Genomic DNA, 15,801 nt, shown 5'->3' on the forward strand with positions numbered 1-15,801 from the left:
TGTGGGTTTCTGCGATTTCCCCCTGGCAGACAAGCTGTGCGCCGTCGGTGACGCGGTCGACTTCGCCTCGGATCCCGGCAAGGCCATCGGCGACTGGATGGCGAAGTCGGCAGGCGAACTCGCTGCCGCCGCTGCCGACCTGGCGGCCAAGGCCGTCAACACCACCACGAAGGTCGACCTGAACGCCGGCTGGTTCCGCGACAACTACGAGATGCTGCTGCCGCTGGGCCTGGTCCTGCTGGTCGCAACCTTCTGCGCACAGCTCGTCCGGGCCGCCGTCAGACGCGACGGCCAAGCCCTCACCCAAGCATTCACCGGCACCATGTCGGGCGTCCTGTTCGCCTTCTGCGCCATCGCCTTCACCACGGTCGCCGTCGAGGTGGTCGACGCGATCTCCGACGGCCTGTTCAAGGCCGCGAGCCTGGACATCGAGTCGGCCGTACGCCGCATCGTAAAGGTGAGCCAGATCGGCGCCCTGGCCGGACTGGGCTGGCTCGTCCCGGTCGTGGCCGGCCTCGGCGCCGCCATCGGCGCCTTCCTCTACTGGTGCGTGATGATGGTCCGCAAGGTCGGCATCCTCGTCATGGTCACCCTGGCGATCTTCGCCAGCGCCGGCGGCGGCTGGGAGGTCGCACGCCGCTCGCGCAAGGGCTGGATCGAAGCCACCGCCACCCTCGTCGTCTCCAAGCTGTTGATGACCGTGATCTTCGTGCTTGGCATCGCCGCCATGGGCAAGACCGAGGCCAAGGACGGCATCAGTGCCCTCGCCGACGTCATGTCCGGCATCGTGATCATGGTCCTGGTGCTGCTGTGCCCGTACGCGGTCTTCAAATTCGTGCACTGGGCCGCCGACGGAACCGACGGCGAGTCCATCCACCGCGCCGGCGGCGCCGGAGCCCAAGTCGCCAAGGCACACGCCGAGAACGCGACCCGCAAGGCCGCGGCGGCAGCCGCCACCGCCGGAACCGGCGGCGCGGCAGCCGGAGCAGGCGCCGCTCCCCAAGGCCCCGACGCCGCAGGCGGAGGCGGCTTCCCCGGCGACATCGCCTCCCACTCGACCGGTGGAGGCGGTGGCAAGGAAGACGCGCAAGGCGGTGACACGGGCGTCTCGCCCGGTGGTGATGCCATCAAGTCCGGCCTGGAGAAGGCCGTCCAGCCCTCGCCGACAAGCGTCTCCGACGACACCAGCAGCCAGGTAGGAGGCAGCCCAGGCCCGGGTGGGTCCGGACCGAGCGCCGCGTCCAGCCAGGGCGGCGGATGGCAATCCGCTCCCCCGACCACGACCCCGCCGCCCCAGGGCGCACCGCCGTCCTCCAGCCAACAGAACGCCACGACCAGCGGACCGGCTGGGCCGCCCCCGCCCCCGACCGGCCCCTGATCCTCTGCCCGCTTCCCGGGGGCGGGACGCACCGCGCGCTCCCGCCCCCGGGCCCCCACCCGCGCCTCCAGGACCCGCCCCATGACTGACCTTTCCGTCGCCCCGGTCACGGTGAAATTTCCGCACCGGTCCCGTCGCGGCATCCTCCTCGGCCTCTCCCTTCCCCAACTCGTCCTCGTGTCGTGCACACTGGCCCTGCTGCTGATGACGGTGCTCTCCACCGGACTGCTCGGCGCCGTCGCCCTGACCCCGCTCTGGGCCGCATCGGGCGCTCTCGTCGCGATACGCCGGCACGGCCGCTCCCTGATCGACTGGGCGCCGATCGTCACCCGCTACGCGCAGCGCCGACGCACCGGCCAGACCCTCTGGCTCGCCCGGCCCGTCACCCGGCCCCGGCAGGAAGGCGTCCTTCACCTGCCCGGCACCACCGCCTCCCTCAAGGTGGTCACCCCCGGCGACTCCGCCAACGGCGCTGCAGCGGTCCACGACCCGCACCGGCAGACCCTGACCGCCATCGCCCGCGTCACCTCTCGCGCCTTCGCCCTCCTCGACCCCGCCACCCAGAACCACAACGTGGCCAGTTGGGGACGTGCGCTCGCGGGCATCGCACGGACCGGACACATCGCCACCGTGCAGGTCCTGGAGCGCACCGTCCCCGACAGCGGCGACACCCTCACCCGCCACTGGACCCAGAACGGGCAGCCCCAGGCCCCAGTCGCCGGACAGATCTACTCGGAACTGGTCGCCTCGGCCGGCCCCGCCGCCGCCCCGCACGAGACCTACCTCGCCATCTCCCTCGACCTGAAGGCCGCCAAGCGCCTGATCAGCCAGGCCGGCGGCGGACTGCCGGGCGCGTTCACCGTCATGGAGCAGACGACCGCCTCCATCGCCCAGGCCGCCCGGAACGCCGGGCTCATGGTCACGGGCTGGCTGAGCGCCCGTGAGATCGCCGCCGTCATCCGCACCGCCTACGACCCGAAGGCCCTCGCCGCGCTCCAGCAGTGGTCCGACTCCGGCCGCGCCGAGGCGGACCCCGCAGCCGCCGGACCTGTCGTCCAGTTCGAGGAGTACGACCGCCTCGCCACCGACTCGGCCCGCCACGCCACGTACTGGGTGGAGAACTGGCCGCGCACCGAAATGGGAGCCGGCTTCCTGCACGGGATCATGTTCACGGCCGGAGTGCGGCGCAGCCTGTCCCTTATATACGCGCCGCAGGGGCTCGAGTCTGCGCTGCGGGACGTCCAGCGGAAGAAGGCCGCGATCATCGCCGACGCGAACGAGCGCGCCCGCCGGGGACAGGTCGACAGCGAGGAAGACTCCGTCGAGTACGCCGACGTCAAAATGCGAGAGCGCCAGCTCATCGCCGGGCACGCGGACGTAGCCCTGACCGGCCTGGTCACCGTCACGGCCGAGACTGATGCCCTCCTGGACGCGGCCTGCGCGCAGATCGAGACCAGCGCCGTCACCTCCGGCGTCGATCTGCGACGGCTCAACTACCAGCAGCCCGACGCCTTCACCCTCACCGCGCTGCCACTCGCCCGCACCGCTCTGTGACCGGGCACCATTCCCCCGCCGGCCTGAGCCGTGCCTGATGGCGAGGACCCTGAGCCGTCCCTTTCCGATCACGCTGCGGCAGCGCCACCGCTGCCTGCCGCCCCTGCCTCCCGGCAGGAAGGACCACCACCTTTGACCTCTCGCACGCGTCCAGAGGACGCGCACCCCTACCTTCGTGCCGCGAGCGCCGGAGTCCGCCACCACACCCGTGCTCTGACACGGCAGGACGCCACCCCGCCAACGCCGGTGCACCGCCTGCACCTTGACGTACTGCACGCCCACCTCACCGCCCTGCACCAGCTCCTGGACCAGCTCGCCGAGACCACCCGGCCACCGCACCCTGCCGCCGGCCGCCACCTCGCCACCGCCCACACCCGCATGTGGCAGGCCACCGCCGAGATCCACTCGGCCTTCCACCTGCTGCCCAGCAACACGGCGGCAGAAGGCGCCGGGGCGATTAGGTGTCATCCGGAACGGCTGCCCGAGGGGCCGCCCGTGCTGACCATCTGCCAGCGCCACCTCGCCGCCGGGCACGTGGTCCGGCGCAAGACCACCCCCACCGACCTCCGCACGCGCACCACGGCCTGCGTGCGATGATCACCACCCGCAGAATCGAGGGCCCCCGATGAGCCACCGGCCCGCCCGCCGCGCCCGCCGCGCCTCCGCATCTCCGCTGTTCACTCCCCACGGAACCGACCGGGCCAGCCGCAAACAGGCCCGTCGCCAGCTCGCCGAAGCCACCGCCAAGGCCCGCGCCGAAGCCACCGCCCACCAGGCAGAGAGCACACACGCCGAGCACGAGACGCCCGCTGCCCTCTACCCCCCGAGCGGACGCCCCGGACCCGCCTCCGCCCGCAAGAACCGGCTGAAGCTCCCCGCCCACCGCATGACCACCGCCGTAGCCGCCGGCGCGTACCCGTTCCTGGCCGAGGGCGGCCTCGGCGCCGAGGGCATTTACATCGGCCGCGATGTGCACGCCGAGGCGTCGTTCGTCTTCGACCCCTTCGCGCTGTACGGCAAGGTCGAGGGCTTCACCAACCCCAACATCCTGTTGGCCGGCGTCATCGGCCAGGGCAAGAGCGCCCTGGCCAAGTCCTTCGCGCTGCGCTCGGTCGCCTTCGGGTACCGCGTCTACGTCCCGTGTGACCCCAAGGGCGAGTGGACACCGGTGGCAGAAGCCCTCGGCGGCCGATCCGTAGCCCTCGGGCCAGGACTGCCCGGCAGGCTGAACCCGCTGGACGCGGCCCCGCGCCCGGCGAGCGTCTCCGAGGCCGACTGGGTCGGCGAGATCCGCAAGCGGCGCCTTCTCCTGCTCGGCTCCCTGGCCCGTACCGTCCTGGGCCGGGACCTGATGCCCATGGAGCACACGGCCCTGGACATCGCCCTCGACGCCGTCGTCACCCGCGCCGCCGACACCGGCAGCACCCCACTCCTCGGTGACGTCGCCGCCACCCTCAACAACTCCGGCGCGCTGGATGAGGCCGCCGGGATGGTGTCGGGACAGCTCGGCGACGCGGCCCGTGACCTGGCCCATGCGATGCGCCGCCTCGTCCACGGTGACTTGGCCGGCATGTTCGACGCCCCCTCCACCATCGCCTTCGATCCCGGCGCGCCGATGCTCACCATCGACCTGTCCCGACTCGGCGGCTCGGGCGACGACACGGCGCTGGTCCTTGCGATGACGTGCGCCTCCGCCTGGATGGAGTCCGCCCTCTCCGACCCGAACGGCGGCCGACGCTGGATCGTGTACGACGAGGCGTGGCGCCTGATGCGCCATGTCGGCTTGTTGCAGCGCATGCAGGCCCAATGGAAGCTCTCCCGCGGACTCGGCATCGCCAACCTCATGGTGATCCACCGGCTGTCCGACCTGCTCACCGCCGGCGATGCCGGATCCCAGGGCCGCGCCCTGGCCGAGGGCCTGCTCGCCGACTGCAGCACCCGCATCATCTACCGCCAGGAGACCGACCAGCTCCACGCCGCGGCCTCCCTGCTCGGACTGACCTCCGTCGAGATGGACGCCATCGCCCACCTCAACCGCGGCAGGGGCCTGTGGAAGGTGGCCGGTCGATCTTTCATCGTGCAGCACCTGCTGCACAGCCACGAGCTGGCCCTCTTCGACACCGACGCTCGCATGCACTGAACCGCGAGAGGCTCATGGAACCCGATATTCAACGCGAACTGATACCACGCGACGAGGCCCTCCGCCTGATCGGCACGCTCACCTCCCTGAAGTCCGAGTGCTTGGACAACGCCAAGCAGTGGCAGCTGCTGGACGAGAGCGGTCACGTGCCGGCCGAACTGTCCTTCACCGAGCTCTTCCAGCACGCCACCGATGCGCAGGACCTTTCCTGCGAGGTCCTGCGGCTCACTGCCGACTTCGCCGGGAGCCCTCACAGCGCGAACCGCGCCGGCCGTGCCACCTTGGCCCACCTCGCGACGGCGAGCACCATGTCGACCCGCGCGTCATCGCATTTCGCGGAGACTGCTGAGACCGCACTTGACCTGCCGAACTCCTCCAGCCCGACCGGCCAGCACTACGCGAAGAACCGCATGGTCATCGACCACGCCACGGCACGCGGGTACCTGCGGCGCACGTCGGTGGCCCTCCGCGACGCGGTCAAGGAACTCGACGACCACCTCGAACTCCACCGCTTCTTCCGCGCGCACTCCCACCGCGAAAGCCCCGTGCCGCCACCGCTGCCCAGGATCGGCCCTCGTCACCGCTGACTCTGGCCGACGCCCCACCCCTTCACAAGGAGCCCCCTGAACACCCCGGACACCTCCGACCCGGGCACCCGCAGCTCGCCTGTCGACGCGGCTTCGCTCGCTCCGCTCCCTAACCACCGCAACGTGAACACCACCTGGTGGCAGGAGCTGTGGCGCCGCCACGCGCACATCACCACGCCCCTGCGGCAGCGCGGGCTGGAGTGCGACATCGAGTTCGGACTCAGCGCGTACATCGTGCACGTCTCGCTCCCCGACGACAGTTACCTGATCATCGGCCCGCCGCAGGAGCCCTCCTCCAACCGTCCACCTGGAGACCCCGAGGCGTGGATCGTGACTCGCCAACACCCGGATGATCACGCACTGTTCGAGGTGATCTACGACTCGACCCCCGCAGCCGACGCTGGTGCCTCTGAGCGGCCCGAAGCACGTGCCGGCGGCAGCGCCAAGCACGTGGTCGAGGCCATCGACCAGCGGCTCACCCAGCTCGGGCTGCTGCCCGTTCCTCGTTCGTCCACCGAAGGCCCGCTCGTGTCCACAGCCTCACAGCCCCGCGCCCCTCAGTCTCCGAACCTCTCCCCCAGTGCGGGCCGCACCTCGACGTACGTCTACGGCGACGCCCTCCTCGCTCTCACCGACCGCCTCAACGGGACCGAGTCGCATGCGGACGCAGCCGCCATGCTGCACCAGATCCTGGATCCGACCGACGGCCTGCTGGAGCGGCTCGGCGAGTTCTTCGAAGCCGCCGGGGAGAAGGCCAAGGAAGCCGAGCAGGACGACGGCTTCGACTTGTCGTACGACCTTGCCGACGCCGCGGCCGAGATCCGAAACCTCGGGGAAGTCCTGCACGTCGCTGAGGACCGAATGCGGGCGCTGAACCCCCCACCACCGGCACCCCGGCCTTCAGCGGCCCCGCCTCGTACGTCGCGCCTGCCCCTGCCCGCCGTCCCGCCAGCGCAACTGCGGCAAAGACGCTGACGCCCGGCTCCTCGCCGCGCGGCGGGCCGGTGCACCCGACGTGGTCGGCACTGCGTCGGTGACCGCGCCTCGTCCCTCGTCCCGCCGCACCAGCAGCCACGTCCACCTGGAGGCGCTGGCCTGCCCGCCCCGAGCTCACTGGAGTCCCCATCCGCGTCACCCGCCACGCCCTGCCGCTGATCGCCTGCGCCGTCGGTGCCTCCTTGGCCCTGACCGGTTGCACCAACGACGGCGACACCGCCGAGTCCAAGCAGACCCCCACAGCCAGCACTGCGCCGAAGCCGACGCCGGTCCCTTCGCTCACCCAGGCGCAGGCGCGCGAGGCCCTCACCCACTACTCGAAGACCAACAACCTCGCTCGCCAGAGCCAGGACCGCGCCCTTCTCGACACCGTCGAGGGCGGGCCCCGATACGCGATGTCGCTGGCCGACATCAAGCAGGACGAGGCCCTGCCCAAGGGTGATCGTGAGCCGTACCGACCGTGGTCGTACGACCTGTCCGCCACCGACCTCGCGCCTGAAGGCCGGACAGCAGCGGTGGTTCGCCGCCGTCACCCGGGCCGGCAGCCAGCAGCAGTACGCCCGCGTCCTGATCCTGGCGGAGAGCACGAAGTCCAAGCAGCAGTGGGAGATGGTCGCCACCATCGACATCGACGATCCGAAGCAGCTCCCGCAGATCGTGCTCGACAAGGACGGGTACGCCACCGCGGTCGACGCCACCTCCTCCTCCCTGGCCGCGCCGGTCGGCGTGCTCCGCTCCGCCGTGACCGACAACTTCGCCACCGGAGGCGAGACGACCGGGAAGAAGGTCTTCAACCCCTCCGAAGCCTCCCAGCGGCAGATCAAGGTTCATGAGGAGACGACCCAGAAGTTCGGCCCGCGCGGCACCACCCGCTTCACCTCCGCCGACCCGCAGTTCGCCGACGCCTACGCGCTGAGGACCACCACGGGGGCACTCGTGATCTTCTCCCACACCCACACCCAGCACGACGCGGTGACCGCCCCGGGCCTGGGGATCGTGCCGGAGAAGCAGGACCGCGCGTGGCTCGGCACCAGCCCCGGCCCCGCCTTCACCTACACGTTCACCTGCTCCGACATCGCCTCCGTCCCGAGCGTGCCCGAGCCGTCCAGCCTCCTGGGCTACGGCTGCCGCCGCACCGACGCCAAGGCCGCCGGCCCCAGCACCTCCGTCTAGGACCCCACCCGCTGATGCAACACCCCGACTTCGAGCTGTACGACAACGTCGGCCGCGACGCCGACCAGATCGCCGCCGCCCGGTACGGCATCGCCACCCGCGGAGATCTACTCCGGTGGGCAAAGCGGGACGCCAAGCCGTTCCTCGCGGAGCATCCGCTGCCGGACACGTCCCTGCCCAGCCCTGACCTCGCCCCCTACCTGGCCGCGCTCACTGCGGCGGAGACTCCTGCCGAGGTCAGCGCCGTCACCCAACATCTTCTGGATGCCGCCGAGCCCGTACTGCGGGCGGTGAGCGACTACCTCCTCGCCGCCGCCCAGTGGCGCGGCCAGCACCGCGGCGCGGCGAAGGGCTCGCCGCCCAAGCTGCTGATGGAGGCGGCCAGCCGCAGCCTGTCCGTGGCGGCCATCGCGGACGAAGCCGATCTCAGGACTCTGCGCGCCGCGTACGACCCGGCGCCAACGCCAAACCTTCCCCCGACAGGCCAGGCCGCGGTCTCGACGGCGCTCCCCCCGGCCCCGACCGCACCCCCCACCCCCCGGCCCGGCACCCAGCCGGTAATCCCGAACTTCCCTGGAGACCCCTCCTGTCGACCCGTTCCTTCATCGCCCGACCCACCGAGACCGGCTACACCGGCATATACGTGCACCTCGACGGCCAGCCGAGCGAGAAGCTGCCCATGCTTCTGGCCGCCTACCAGCACAGGTTCGGGCCCGATGTGGAGACCATGTCCCGTCACCTCATCGATGACGTCGCCATTGGCTGGGACGAGCTGGGCACCGATCTCCTCGACGGCGCCCCGCCCGCGCTCGTCACCGCGCTGACCGGGGGCGAGCAGTGGCCCAGCCGCACCCTGGATCACCTGATCACCCCGGACGGCTCCCCGCCGGTTCGCATGACGGTCACCGACGAAACCGCCGCCGACCAGGACATGCAGTGGGGCTATGTCCTGCGCCGGAAGGGAATCGAGGTGATCAGCCTGCTTCACGAGGACATCGGCCCGGTCGTGGACTGGTCCACCGACCCGCGCACCGTCTTCAGCAACCACCCCGGAGCCTGGTCCTCCCTCGCGCCGGCGCCGGTCATCAGGGCCGTACGCAGTACGCCGCCCCAGAGCACTCCCGCGCCGGCCCCGGCGAAGGCCGGCACACCACGCCCTGCCGCGCGCCGCTAGCCCCTCCATTCCTCATTCCCCGGAGCCTTTCCTGCCCTCGTACGCCACGCCCCTGATCACCGTCGTCATCGCCAGCCGCCTGCGCGAGGACCGGCTCGGCTACCTGACCGCCATGCACGCCAGCCTCACCCGGCAGTCCGTGCCGTGGGAAGCCGTGATCGCGCTCGACGGAGCCTCCCCCGATCGCCTGCCGGCCCCGCTGGCAGCCGACCCTCGCGTCCGGACCCTCGCACTGCCGCGCCCGGTCGGCGCCGCCTGCGCCCGCAACCTCGCCCTCACCCAGGTCCGCACTCCGTATGTGAACTGGGCGGACGACGACGATGAGTTCACTGACGACGCCATGTCCGTGCGGCTGAACGCCATGGAATCGGCCAAGGTCGGCTGGTGTGCGGGCTGGAGCGAGGACCAGCACCCCGACGGCTCGAGCACCTTGTGGCGATGCCCCACGCCGCCCGGCCGTCACGAGGCCGGGGATGTGTGGACGTACTGGAAGTCCCCGGCGGACACGATCCCGATCGGGCCGACCACGATCCTCGCCCGTACCGACCTCGTCCGCGCTGCCCCGATGGGCGGCCTCGTCCAGGGCGAGGACTACTGCGCCATCGGGGTCACGAACCTCGCGCCCGGAGTTCTGCTGCCGGTACCCGTGTACAGGTACCGCAAGCACCCCGGGCAGATGACGGCCCAACCCGGTTACGAGCAAGTGGAGTCGGCGGCCCGAGAGCACGCCTGGCAGTACGGCCGCAGCCTGCTCTCCGTTCTGCGCAATCACGAGCACCTGGTCCATGGCTGACGCGCAGATCATCCTGTCGCACAGCCGGGAGGCAGGCATCGTCGCCATGGCCACGGGCGAGCAGTACCCGTGGGCGCACACCGCCCTTACGGAGACCGGCTTCGAGCGTGACGAGCGCGGTGTCTACCACCTGCCAGCGGACGCCTCCAGCGCCACCGTGGCCGACCTGGTCCGCTGTGCTGACCGGCACCGAACCAGCGTGAGCACGAGCAGTCGCAGATTCATCGGTGACGCCGCCCGGGACATCGCGCAGCTTCTCCCCGGCCAGTGGAGGGCGACGGTCCAGATCTACTCCCACCCTGTCTGGCAGGAGGACCTCGTGCCCTGGATATGGGACAGCGGCGAACTCGGCCGCGCCCTCCAGAGCGAACGGATCCCCTACGCCGCCACCCTCACCGACATGGTGCACGGCACCACCCTGCTGCATACCGAGCGCCCCGGACGCCAACTCGACTATCTTATCGGGGCCTTCGCACCGAAGGGGCTGGAGGAGGGCTTCGGCGATCCGCACGCCCCGCGCAGCATCGTCCTGCCGCCATTCCCCGGACGTGCGGCCCAGGCCGTCGCCGACCGGTACCTCCCTTCCTACGAGCAGGCCGTCCATGCCCGCCGGACCGCGGCCATCTCCACCGTGCTCCAGCGCATCCGCTCCGAGCGCGACACCTGGCAGGCCATGGCCGCCTCCGCCCGCTGCAGCGACGCCACCCCGCTCAGCGCCAATGCCCTCGGCGCCGCGACCGAGGCGTTCCTCGACCACGCCTGGTGCAGCTTCCTCACCGTCGTGGACCACGCCCCGACTCTGCTCGACCGGTGCAGGCCCGCCAGCAGCCCATGGCCACAGGACGCCGCAGCGCTCTCCCGCCTGGCCGACGCCGTGGCCGACGCCGAGGTCCTGCTGGAGGAGGCGGTACACAGCGGGCCTCTCCCACCCCAGGAACGCCACGCGCGGGCGTGGCCGGCCATCGAGACCTGGCTCACCGATGGAGAAACCTTCCTGCGCCAAGCCCGCGTGAGCGCACCGCACCGGCGCCCGTCCCTTGCCGTATCCGCGCCGCTGCGCCCCCCTGCCTGCCGCCCGTCCGGCACCCGGCCGCTGACCTGCTCCACCACCGACCTCGTGAGGAGTTGCCCGCCCTCTTGGAACCCGGCACCCACTTTGTCTTCGGCACCCACAAGGAACACGGCTTCGTCGCCTCCTTCACTTCCTCCATGCCTTCGCACCTCGCCCAGTGGTTCTTGCTGCGCGAAGAGTTCGAACCTGTCGCCGGCCAACCCGGGCTGTTCAGGCTCAGCGAACCCGAACGCGACGGCCCTCGCCGCACCCGCCAGGCCGTCCACGATCTACGGCGCCAGGGCTACGCCGTGCACGCCGACATAGCTCTCGACCCCTCCGCTTCGGCCGGCCCACCACGGCCCGCTTTGCCGAATGGGCTCCTGGAACGCCGCAGCCGTCTCGCCCAGGCATCCGCCGGCCGCACGACACAGCGCGGCACGGCGCCCACCACCTCGCCACCGTCGGCCCGGCCGATTCCGCCGAAGCCCACCTACGCGCCGACCGTCCACCTGACGGCCTCGGGTGGCGGGCGATCTCGATGACGCCCGGAAGCGACCCGGCCCCCGAAAGCCCGCTGCCCGTGGCAGGCGACCTCGGAACCCGAGCACGCGACTTCCGTCTCCGGATGGCCGTCATCGCCCGCGAGACCGAGATCGCGCTCGACATGACCCGCGACCGCTACGGCCGCACCGTTCACGAAGGCGCCGCAGCAGCCGCACGAGCCCACCGCGACAAGGCCGCCGTGGAGGCGTACGCCACGCACCTCGCCCCGTACGCCGATGCACTGCTCGATCTCGCCCGCCGTGAGCTCGACGAGCTGCCGCCCGCCCGGCACATCACCGGGTGGCGGACCCTGCTGGACGGCCTCGCCGTCTCCGCCGCCGAGATCCGGCGGGCGCTCGACCGGCCCGCCGCCCCCGGTTCCGCCGTACGGACGCAGCATGCGGCCCTGTGGCCCTACCTCGCGGCCTGGGCGGACCACGGCCTTATTGCCGGCAACCTCGCCGATCAGAACCAGCACCAGCACCACAAGGCCCCGCTGACCGACGAAGAACAGCAGGCGTGGACCGAGCGGGCCCAGGCCGCGCAGCGCCGAGGCGAGCTGGAGCTGACCGAGTCCTGGTACGCCGTTGACGGGCAGCCCATCACCCTCGCCCATCTGATCGAGGACGACGACTCGAGGGTGGTCGCCCTCAGAGGCGACCCGGACGCCCCCGGCTGGCAGGTGATCGGGCACTTCGCCCACGAATACGAGGCCGGACAGGTGCTGCCCGCCCCGGTCCCGCCCGGCGTGCTGCGCGCGGACGTCTCGGAGTTCAACCGCCCCGTGCCCGCCCCCGAGATGTCGCTGCAGGAACTCATCCGGGACGTCATCGAGGCCCAGCACGCCGGCGACGCGTCAAACGCGCTCTTCGGCGCCACCCAGCGCGGCTACAACGCGGGCCCGATGATCCGCCTCCGGGAACTCCTGGAGACCGCAGGCCAGTTCGCGAGCGCACTGGAGACCGTGCAGGGCCAACAGGTCGCCGCCCGGCTCACCTCACTCGGTCGGCAGATCGAATTTCTCACCCGCGAAGTGCACGACGCGGCCGAGGACCTCGGCGCGACCGTCGCCGTCCTGCCACCGCACCGCACCCCCGCCCTACGGGTCCGCCCGCGCCCCGCCGTGGACGCCACACCGCCCACGCCGCCACCCCGCACCACCACCGCCCGCCACCGCTAGGCACCGCTCCCCGAGAGAAAGCACCCGTTGTCCCTGACCGCACCCCCGGCCCCGGCACCGCGCATCACCTATGGCGCGGTGCTGGGCAGCCCGTACATCGCCCGCCTCCTCGGCGGCACCCTCACCGGCCGCCTCCCCAACGGCATGGCGCCCGTCGCCATCCTCCTGTGGGCCACCGCGACCGGAGGCAGCATCGCCTTCGGCGGACTGCTCAGCGCCCTGTACGGGCTGTCCTCCGCGCTCGCCCAGCCGGTCAAGGGACGCCTCATGGACCGCCACGGCCAGACCGCCGTGCACCTGCCCGCCGCCCTGCTCAACTCCGCGGTGTTGGTGGCCCTGCCTGTGGTCGGGCCCCAAGGAAGTCCGGCCCTCGCCACGGCGGTGGTCGTCGCAGCCGGCCTGACCACGCCGCCCCTGGAGGCCGGGCTGCGGGCCCTGTGGCCAAGTGTGCTGCCCGATCCGAGGCTGCGGCACGCCGCGCTCGCCCTCGACACCGGCACGCAGGGCCTGCTGTACATCGTCGGCCCCCTGCTCGTCGCCGCGCTCGCCTCCGCGTACAGCCCGTCCCTCGCGCTCGGCGTCACCGCCGCCCTCGGTCTCGTCGGCACCGCCACCGTCGCCTGCGCACCGCCCTCCCGGCGCTGGCGTCCCGCGCAGGCGACGGGCACGGACGGCGGGCGCGGGCGGAGGCTGGCCAGCTCCAGCCTGGTGCTGCTCTTCGTCTCCCTCTCCGGCATCGGGTTCGCGATCGGGTCCATGAACGTGTGGTCGATCGCCATGGCCGAGCGCCACGACCAGGACATGCTGTCCGGGATCCTGCCCGCCGCGTTCTCGACCGGCAGCTTCCTGGGGGGCCTCGTCTACGGACGCCGCACCTGGACCAGCACCACCACCGGCCGACTGATCACCGCCGGGGCCGCGTTCCTGGCCGGGTGGCTCCCACTCCTCGCCCTCCCGGGACCGTACGCGGCCATCGGCGCCGTCATCGTGCCCGGTGCGTTCCTCACCGTCGTGGTCGCCTGCGCCTACGTCACCACCGACGTCCTCACCCCCGCGGGCCGCACCAGCGAGGCGTACGCATGGTTGATCCTGTCGATCGGCGCCGGCCAGGCCGCCGGCACCGCCCTCGCCGGACGCCTCGCCGAGCACCCCCTCGCCAGCGCCGCACTCCCCGCCGCCGGCGCCGCGTTCGCCCTCGCCGTCCTGCTCGCCGCGCGCCCGCACCTCGGCCCGGCCGGACGACTCATCAGGGCCGGTCGACACCGCCGCCCACCCCGAGGCCGGCACAAGGCCGCCCAGAACAACACCGCAAGCCTCTGACTTTCATACCTATTTGAGGAGATTCATCTATGGCTGTCCGTACACAGTGGACTGTCGAGCACTCGTGCTCCCACGAGGTCGTCCACGACCTGTCCAACCGTCCCGCCGACAAGCGCGCCGGATTCGCCCGCTGGCTCGCCGGCCGGGACTGCACCGACTGCTGGAAGGCAGCTCGCAATGCCGACACCGAGTCCACGAAGGAGTGGCTCGCCGCCAAGCGCGCCGAGGAGCAGCAGGCTGCCGTCGAGTGGGCGAAGCAGTTCGACATGCCGCAGCTAGAGGGCCCGGAGAAGGCCCTGGCCTGGGGCGAGCGGTCCCGGCACCAGCTGATGACCTCCGCGCACACCGCGCTGGTCGTCGAGGGGTCCTGGGACGAGGCGGACTGGGCGGAGCTGGAAGAGAAGGCCCGCTCCATCACCCGCGCCGGATGGTGGATCGACCAGCGGGATGCGGAGGGCACCGACCTGCTCGAACTCCTCGACGCCGCGGGCGAGGACGACCGCGGGACAGAGAACCCCTTCCGCTGACGGAGGCGGAACATAGCCGACGATCGCCGGTTAGCCAAACCGGCGATCCTCCGGACCATTGTTCCTCCCACCGCCACCCTCCTCGCGTGGAAGGAACCGCATGTCCCAGCCCCCGCCCACTCCGGTGTTCGCTCCGACGCCCGACCCACTCACCCCGGACCGGGACATCACACACCAGCACTTCCAGGCCGGTGACACGGTCGTCGTCCTGAAGGGGGTCGCCGGCGGAGAACTGTGGGGAGACGCCATGCGCGTGGTCGCCCCGTCCTTGCACACCCCGACCGACGAGGACGGATGGCGGCTGCGCGATGCGACCGGCGGCGCGCAGTCGTACATCACCGCCCACCCCCGCTACCTCGTGCACCTCTCGCGTCGCTGCCCGGACTGCCTGATCCATCTCCGGGCCATGGAAGATGCCCTTCTGTCGAAGTACACCGACGACAACGCCCTGATCGACTGCGGCTGGTACACCACCACCGCCCTCGGCCAGCTCGTACACGTCGCCGACGCCCGGAGCGGCTCGTGATCCTGCCCGTCCGCGACCCCGGCCAGGCAGTCGCCCTCCTCAAGACCAGGACTCGTGCCACCACGTACCTGTCCACCCCGTTCTGGCCCGTCCGGTTGGCAGAGGAGCTGCGCGACCAGCACGTGAACTGGCGGGAATCCGCGGAGGTATGCGCTGATGCGGCATGGGCCGCCCGTGCACCGGGGCGCAGTGTTCTCGACCTGCTGGACCCCGACGAGATCACCGCCCCCGGTCTCGACCCGGTCATCGCCCGTACGTACCGGCATCTGTATCTGAGCGCCCTTCGCTACGACTTCCGCTGTGCCACCCTCCAAGCGTTCGTCGAACAGCTTCCGCCCAGCGCGGCCTCCGAGCTCGACTGCTACAGCCGCGCGCTGTACGCCTTCGCGCTGCTGGGCCAGTCCCGCCCCGAGGGCCTGGCCCTGATGGACGAGGTCCTCGCCGAAGCCGGCGATCACACCAAGACCCTCCACGTTCTGCTGCACGGACTGTGGCTCGGCCACGACCTGGACCACGGTGCGGAGCAGCTCCTCGCCCTCAGCGCCCAGCCTGCCTTCGGCACCGCGGGCACTGATCCGATCGTGTTGTTCCGGGTGGCCGGCGCACTACGCAGACTCGGCCGCTACGACGAAGGGCTCGCGGCCATCGACCGGGCCCTGGATTTTCTGCCGCCGGGTGACGTCACGGTGCACGCGGATCTGGTGCGCGAGCGTTCCCTGATCGCCGCCGCCCGGGACGTTCTCCAGCACTTGTCGGCCCGCGCTTTCGAAGGTTCGGCGGCGTGATACCCCGCATCAACCCGCGCACCCACGGGCCGTACGAACCGCTCGGCGAAGCGCTGGGGCGTTCGGTGCCC

General features: G+C 71.5%; 16 protein-coding genes. 15 read left to right on the plus strand and 1 reads right to left on the minus strand.

What is annotated here, in order from left to right:
• The first annotated feature begins 1 nt into the window (after position 1).
• The 9 genes from A4V12_RS10090 to A4V12_RS10140 all read left to right on the plus strand — a co-directional run bounded on the left by A4V12_RS10090 (position 2) and on the right by A4V12_RS10140 (position 9,795).
• Positions 2–1,378 (plus strand): SCO6881 family protein, encoded by a 1,377-nt coding sequence (locus A4V12_RS10090; protein WP_064068925.1) that lies wholly within the window; start codon positions 2–4, stop codon positions 1,376–1,378.
• An 81-nt stretch (positions 1,379–1,459) separates the two neighbouring features.
• Positions 1,460–2,932, plus strand: coding sequence for an SCO6880 family protein (locus A4V12_RS10095; protein WP_064068926.1), 1,473 nt, complete (start codon positions 1,460–1,462; stop codon positions 2,930–2,932).
• 132 nt (positions 2,933–3,064) lie between these two features.
• On the plus strand, positions 3,065–3,529 hold the full coding sequence (locus A4V12_RS10100) for a DUF6238 family protein (RefSeq protein ID WP_064068927.1): 465 nt from the start codon (positions 3,065–3,067) through the stop codon (positions 3,527–3,529).
• Between the two features lie 28 nt (positions 3,530–3,557).
• Positions 3,558–5,072, plus strand: coding sequence for a VirB4 family type IV secretion system protein (locus A4V12_RS10105; RefSeq protein WP_064068928.1), 1,515 nt, complete (start codon positions 3,558–3,560; stop codon positions 5,070–5,072).
• 14 nt (positions 5,073–5,086) lie between these two features.
• A complete protein-coding gene (locus tag A4V12_RS10110) occupies positions 5,087–5,659 on the plus strand; it encodes a hypothetical protein (protein ID WP_079136944.1) in 573 nt (190 codons plus the stop codon).
• Positions 5,660–5,782: 123 nt separating this feature from the next.
• Complete coding sequence (locus A4V12_RS10115) at positions 5,783–6,634, plus strand: hypothetical protein (RefSeq protein ID WP_234372126.1); 852 nt, start codon at positions 5,783–5,785, stop codon at positions 6,632–6,634.
• A gap of 465 nt (positions 6,635–7,099) precedes the next feature.
• Complete coding sequence (locus A4V12_RS10120; RefSeq protein WP_234372127.1) at positions 7,100–7,828, plus strand: hypothetical protein; 729 nt, start codon at positions 7,100–7,102, stop codon at positions 7,826–7,828.
• 679 nt (positions 7,829–8,507) lie between these two features.
• Positions 8,508–9,002, plus strand: a complete 495-nt coding sequence (locus A4V12_RS10135) for a hypothetical protein (protein ID WP_064069018.1) — start codon at positions 8,508–8,510, stop codon at positions 9,000–9,002.
• A 52-nt stretch (positions 9,003–9,054) separates the two neighbouring features.
• The gene (locus tag A4V12_RS10140) at positions 9,055–9,795 is read left to right on the plus strand and encodes a glycosyltransferase family 2 protein (RefSeq protein WP_079136945.1); all 741 of its coding nucleotides are present in this window, start codon (positions 9,055–9,057) and stop codon (positions 9,793–9,795) included.
• Positions 9,796–10,380: 585 nt separating this feature from the next.
• Here the strand turns inward: A4V12_RS10140 and A4V12_RS38495 are convergent.
• Positions 10,381–10,572 carry a hypothetical protein gene (locus A4V12_RS38495; protein ID WP_234372128.1) on the minus strand — a complete coding sequence of 64 codons (192 nt, stop codon included), beginning with the start codon at positions 10,570–10,572 and terminating at the stop codon, positions 10,381–10,383.
• Positions 10,573–10,932: 360 nt separating this feature from the next.
• Here A4V12_RS38495 and A4V12_RS38500 point away from each other — a divergent pair, with 360 nt between their 5' ends.
• The 6 genes from A4V12_RS38500 to A4V12_RS10170 all read left to right on the plus strand — a co-directional run bounded on the left by A4V12_RS38500 (position 10,933) and on the right by A4V12_RS10170 (position 15,730).
• Complete coding sequence (locus A4V12_RS38500) at positions 10,933–11,391, plus strand: hypothetical protein (RefSeq protein WP_079136946.1); 459 nt, start codon at positions 10,933–10,935, stop codon at positions 11,389–11,391.
• Positions 11,388–12,572, plus strand: coding sequence for a hypothetical protein (locus tag A4V12_RS10150; protein ID WP_107415381.1), 1,185 nt, complete (start codon positions 11,388–11,390; stop codon positions 12,570–12,572). Before A4V12_RS38500 ends, A4V12_RS10150 begins: the two co-directional genes overlap by 4 nt.
• A gap of 27 nt (positions 12,573–12,599) precedes the next feature.
• Positions 12,600–13,892: an MFS transporter gene (locus A4V12_RS10155; protein WP_064068934.1), complete on the plus strand. Its 1,293-nt coding sequence runs from the start codon at positions 12,600–12,602 to the stop codon at positions 13,890–13,892.
• A 29-nt stretch (positions 13,893–13,921) separates the two neighbouring features.
• On the plus strand, positions 13,922–14,419 hold the full coding sequence (locus tag A4V12_RS10160) for a hypothetical protein (protein WP_064068935.1): 498 nt from the start codon (positions 13,922–13,924) through the stop codon (positions 14,417–14,419).
• A 100-nt stretch (positions 14,420–14,519) separates the two neighbouring features.
• Entirely contained in the window at positions 14,520–14,945 is a 426-nt protein-coding gene (locus A4V12_RS10165) for a hypothetical protein (RefSeq protein ID WP_064068936.1), read from the plus strand.
• Positions 14,942–15,730 carry a hypothetical protein gene (locus A4V12_RS10170; protein ID WP_064068937.1) on the plus strand — a complete coding sequence of 263 codons (789 nt, stop codon included), beginning with the start codon at positions 14,942–14,944 and terminating at the stop codon, positions 15,728–15,730. Before A4V12_RS10165 ends, A4V12_RS10170 begins: the two co-directional genes overlap by 4 nt.
• Positions 15,731–15,801 lie beyond the last annotated feature (71 nt).

This window comes from Streptomyces noursei, from assembly GCF_001646665.1.
GTDB lineage: Bacteria > Actinomycetota > Actinomycetes > Streptomycetales > Streptomycetaceae > Streptomyces > Streptomyces lavendulocolor.

Coding starts and splice junctions, on each gene's coding strand:
- A4V12_RS10165 (WP_064068936.1), top strand. CDS start 14,520: ATGTCCCAGCCCCCGCCCACTCCGGTGTTCGCTCCGACGCCCGACCCA.
- A4V12_RS10135 (WP_064069018.1), top strand. CDS start 8,508: ATGCTTCTGGCCGCCTACCAGCACAGGTTCGGGCCCGATGTGGAGACC.
- A4V12_RS10105 (WP_064068928.1), top strand. CDS start 3,558: ATGAGCCACCGGCCCGCCCGCCGCGCCCGCCGCGCCTCCGCATCTCCG.
- A4V12_RS10095 (WP_064068926.1), top strand. CDS start 1,460: ATGACTGACCTTTCCGTCGCCCCGGTCACGGTGAAATTTCCGCACCGG.
- A4V12_RS10150 (WP_107415381.1), top strand. CDS start 11,388: ATGACGCCCGGAAGCGACCCGGCCCCCGAAAGCCCGCTGCCCGTGGCA.
- A4V12_RS10160 (WP_064068935.1), top strand. CDS start 13,922: ATGGCTGTCCGTACACAGTGGACTGTCGAGCACTCGTGCTCCCACGAG.
- A4V12_RS10110 (WP_079136944.1), top strand. CDS start 5,087: ATGGAACCCGATATTCAACGCGAACTGATACCACGCGACGAGGCCCTC.